We start from the raw sequence: 4454 nt of genomic DNA on the forward strand, positions 1-4454 counted from the left end.
GCAAATATAATCATCGTTAATCCAAGGCGCACAAATCGGTCTTTGAGCAGATAACCAAAGCCTTTGCGTTCAAATATCATCATTGCAAAGAAGCCCGAGATCATGAAAAATACTGGCATCCGCCAGTTATGCGTCCATTGTGTCAGAATTTGCAGCCATAATTCCATCTCGGGAATCATATCGGTCGAAATGCCAAATTCCCTGAATCCGTCAGCCATTTCGGGAATGTAATAGATAATAGGCGCGTGAAAAACGATCCCCAAAAGCATCGCCACCGCGCGTAATAGATCAAGCCCATGATAGCGTTTTGTCTCGTTTGTCATGAACTATCCCCAAACATAAAATAAAACTCTCTCAAAGCGCCTTAACAGTAAGGCAAGTGGCTATTCTCGCGCAAGGGTTATGGTATCGGTAACGCCCGCATGATCTGGGCGAGACTTAATCGATCATCACTTATAGATTTGCTTTTAAAGTGAGGCTTGACCTTGGCTCTACAGTCATCAACCATAGAGATCGACTTTGCTTTAGCAATTTGACCGAAAACAAGATCAATTTCAAAGGTGGTGCCAATGTTTGAAAAGAATATATCAATCGGAATCAAGTTCATTGAAAAGGGTCTTTTGACATTAATTGCGATTCTAACAGTTGTTGCCACATTTCAGGAAATAATCATCGTCTATGAAGCAGGCAAAGTTAATCTTGCCGATCTGCTATTACTGTTTATCTATACCGAGGTGCTGGGGATGATCGGGATATTTTTTGCCAGCAACCGTATTCCAATAACATTGCCGCTTTTCATTGCCATGACGGCGATTGCGCGTCTGATTATCCTTCAGGGCAAGGAAATGGAACCTATCACGCTGGTTTTTGAAGCTGGCGCGATTTTGATTATTGCGCTTGGTTGTCTGGTTGTGCGTTATCGACCAGCTAACCAATATCGATACCAGAATGATGCGGATAATGACTAGGTGCGCTTATGTCCATCGTGGCCCAGTGAACCATGCCACAAGCGACCGCCTTGTCCCCTTGGTGACAGGGCTAACCCGATGTCGAAGATAAGAGGGAAAGATCAGCACAGACCCCCGTGACGAGAAATCAGCATTGGTCTTGAGCTCATCAAACTCAAAATTGCCACCTTCATATTCTGACGGGTCACTAAGCTGAACCGTAACAGACAGTTTCCTGTCAGATGCGGTTGACCCGTTCCAATTTACATCATGATGCCAGTCATAGTGACCAGCCTGCGTGGCATGATATTCGGTGAATTGTATTTCGGCATCATTCTGCACATCAATGTGAAAGGCTTTGCTATTGGCTTGCTGGATATAGTCCCAGAGCACATCTTTTATCCATTCATCTGGCACCCAGCGGATTGTACTGCTACGGATGCCTTGCAAGGTTTCGGCGGACGAAAAGATGGTTGCGTCGTGGGCGGGCTGGTCAAGGGCGGCAGCGGTGATGGTATCGATCTGTTCGTGGGTCAGCGCCGCTGGCCAAAGCTGATAGAGTTCACGCATTGATAATGTCACTTTTAACAGTTTTTATTTTTCAAAGTATTTTCAAACTATTGTCCATGCCATGGGGGTGCATGATTTGTGTATAATATGTGCGGTTTTATCTAAGTGGTGAAACAAATTAAACTTTTCCTAATAAAAATCTTGTAAAGCGTCAGCCAAGGCGCAAAAGTAATGTGTAATATTTGCATCAAAGACTTTGGGAGAGAAGAATGAAATTTCTAAAAACAGGCATCGTTGTCGCCGCCATCACCGGCATGGCGATTTCGGCCGCAAACGCACAAACGCTTCGCTGGGCGCGGTCTGGTGACTCGCTTACGCTTGATCCGCATGCCCAGAATGAGGGGCCGACCCACACACTTGCGCACCAGATTTATGAACCGCTTTTGCAGCGTGATATGGCAGGCCAGATCACACCGGGACTTGCAACGTCTTGGACAGCGCTGGCCGACAACCCTAATGTCTGGCGTTTTACCCTGCGCAAGGGGGTAAAATTCCACGATGGGGCTGATTTCACCGCTGATGATGCTGTTTACAGCTTTAAGCGTGCGATGATGCCGACTTCGGCAATGAAAGAATTGCTGACCAGTGTCAAGGATATCCGCAAGGTGGACGATCATACAATCGATATGGAAACCAACGGACCAAACCCGTTGTTGATCAATAATCTGACCAATCTGTTCATGATGGATAGCGGATGGACCGAATCCAATGGTGCGTCTGCCCCGCAGGATGTTGCTGGTGGCGAAACAACATTTGCGTCACAGAATACCAACGGTACTGGCGCGTTTGTTCTAGCAAGCCGGACGCCTGATCAGAAAACCGTACTGAAAGCCAATCCTGCTTATTGGGGTAAAGGTACATTCCCGCTAGAGGTTAGCGAGATTGTCTATACGCCTATTCAGTCAGCCGCGACCCGTGTTGCTGCATTGCTGTCAGGTGAAGTCGATTTCATTCAGGACGTACCCGTACAGGATCTCAAGCGCGTTGGCAGCCAGTCAGGTCTGAAGGTTGTTACAGCGGCGCAGAACCGCGTGATCTTTTTTGGCATGAATAGCGGGCTTGATGATCTGAAAACAGATAATGTTGACGGCAAGAACCCATTTGCCGATGTGCGTGTGCGCCGCGCCATGAACATCGCCATCAATCGTGATGCGATCAAGAAAGTCGTGATGCGCGAACAGTCATCACCGACAAATGTTATCATGCCGCCTTTCGTAAATGGCTGGACAGCCGCCCTTGACAAAATCCCGGCACATGATGTTGCCGCGGCGAAAAAGTTATTGGCTGATGCTGGTTATGCGGATGGATTTTCGGTCACATTGAATTGTCCGAATGATCGCTATATCAATGACGAGGCGATTTGTCTGGCCGCGGTTGGCATGTTTGGCCAGATCGGTATCAAGGTTAATCTTGACGCCAAGCCAAAAGCACAACATTTCCCGCTGATTAAGAACAAGACAACTGAGTTCTATATGCTGGGATGGGGCGTGCCAACATTTGACTCGCATTACATTTTCAACTTCCTTGTTCACGCCACCACCGAGAATCGTGGGTCATGGAATAACACTGGCTATGATAATGCCGCCGTGAATGACATGATTGTCAGCTTGGAATCAGAAACTGATCTTGCTGTACGTGATGCCACCATTGGCAAAATTTGGGCACAGGTTCAAGAAGACCAGCTATATCTTCCAATCCATAATCAGGTGTTGAACTGGGGCATGAAAGACGGCATCAAATTTGATGTGCAGCCAGAAGATCAGCCGCATTTCAAATATCTGTCTTTTAACTAAGAATGTTTTAAGGAGGCGGGCTTTCCGCCTCCTTTTTAATGACTGGTTCCTGTCATGTTGATCATCCTTCTCCGCCGACTTTATCAGGCCATTTTTGTGCTATTGCTTGTAGCGCTGATTTCGTTCTGTATTTTTCGATTTGTTGGCGATCCTGTTGATAATATCCTTGGTCAGGAAGCTACGGTTAGTGACCGCAACGCGCTTATTGACCGCATGGGATTAGATGATCCGGTGATCGTCCAATATGGACGTTTTGTCTGGAATGCGGTGCGGGGTGAATTCGGCATTTCCTATCGTACAGCTGAACCTGTTTCGACGCTGATTGCCGAACGGTTGCCAGCGACATTGGAACTGGCCTTTGTATCTGCCTTTTTTGCTTTGTTTTTTGGCGTCATTCTGGGCGTTTATACCGCCGTTCGACGACAGGGTTTTTCGGCGCATTTCATTATGACGGCCTCGCTTGTTGGCGTGTCATTACCGACCTTTCTAATCGGGGTATTATTGATCTGGCTATTCGCTGTCGAGCTTGGCTGGCTACCCTCATTTGGGCGTGGTGATACCGTTATGGTTGGTGTCTGGGAAACCGGACTTCTAAGTATATCAGGCCTCAAATCAATCATTTTGCCGGCGGTGACATTAGGGCTGTATCAGATGACGCTGATAATGCGGCTGGTTCGTTCGGAAATGCTCGAAGTTTTGCGCCAGGATTTTATCAAATTCGCACGGGCGCGGGGTCTGACCGAAAAAATGATACTGTTCCGTCATGCGCTCAAAAACACGCTGGTTCCGGTGACGACGGTAGCGGGATTGCAGATCGGCTCGATTGTCGCCTTTGCCATCATCACCGAAACGGTCTTTCAATGGCCAGGTGTTGGCTTAATGTTTATCAATGCGGTCTATTTTGTTGATGTGCCTGTTATGTCTGCCTATTTGCTACTTGTTGGCACCTTGTTTGTGATTATCAATTTCATCGTTGATATGCTGTATTTCCTGATTGATCCGCGCATTAAACAAGATCCGCTAAATGGAGGCGGGTCATGAGCAAAACGGGTAAAAGGTCGCGTCTGTCGCGGTTTCTGGATAGCGACTTTTTCTTTGATTTCTGCCGTGCGCCAGTAACAATTATAGCGTCGGTCACTGTCGC

The 4454-nt window shown here is 47.3% G+C and carries 5 protein-coding genes; 3 read left to right on the top strand and 2 right to left on the bottom strand.

All coding sequences use genetic code 11. The features are described 5' to 3' along the window. Positions 1-323: acyltransferase family protein (locus ABNT28_RS10170; protein WP_332924373.1), on the bottom strand; the 323-nt coding region annotated here is incomplete at its 3' end. 246 nt (positions 324-569) lie between these two features. On the opposite strand from ABNT28_RS10170, the gene ABNT28_RS10175 reads away from it, so the two are divergent. Continuing rightward, complete coding sequence (locus ABNT28_RS10175) at positions 570-968, top strand: phosphate-starvation-inducible PsiE family protein (RefSeq protein WP_332924374.1); 399 nt, start codon at positions 570-572, stop codon at positions 966-968. A gap of 6 nt (positions 969-974) precedes the next feature. Here ABNT28_RS10175 and ABNT28_RS10180 read toward each other — a convergent pair whose 3' ends face one another. Further along, on the bottom strand, positions 975-1517 hold the full coding sequence (locus ABNT28_RS10180) for a 2OG-Fe(II) oxygenase (RefSeq protein ID WP_332924375.1): 543 nt from the start codon (positions 1515-1517) through the stop codon (positions 975-977). A 209-nt stretch (positions 1518-1726) separates the two neighbouring features. Between ABNT28_RS10180 and ABNT28_RS10185 the strand changes: the two genes are divergently transcribed. Both ABNT28_RS10185 and ABNT28_RS10190 read left to right on the top strand, forming a co-directional pair. Beyond that, the gene (locus ABNT28_RS10185) at positions 1727-3310 is read left to right on the top strand and encodes an ABC transporter substrate-binding protein (RefSeq protein ID WP_348721519.1); all 1584 of its coding nucleotides are present in this window, start codon (positions 1727-1729) and stop codon (positions 3308-3310) included. Positions 3311-3364: 54 nt separating this feature from the next. Further along, on the top strand, positions 3365-4351 hold the full coding sequence (locus tag ABNT28_RS10190) for an ABC transporter permease (RefSeq protein WP_332925218.1): 987 nt from the start codon (positions 3365-3367) through the stop codon (positions 4349-4351). Positions 4352-4454: the final 103 nt, after the last annotated feature.

It is taken from the genome of uncultured Candidatus Puniceispirillum sp., from assembly GCF_963979125.1.
In the GTDB taxonomy this organism is placed as follows: Bacteria; Pseudomonadota; Alphaproteobacteria; order Puniceispirillales; family Puniceispirillaceae; genus Puniceispirillum.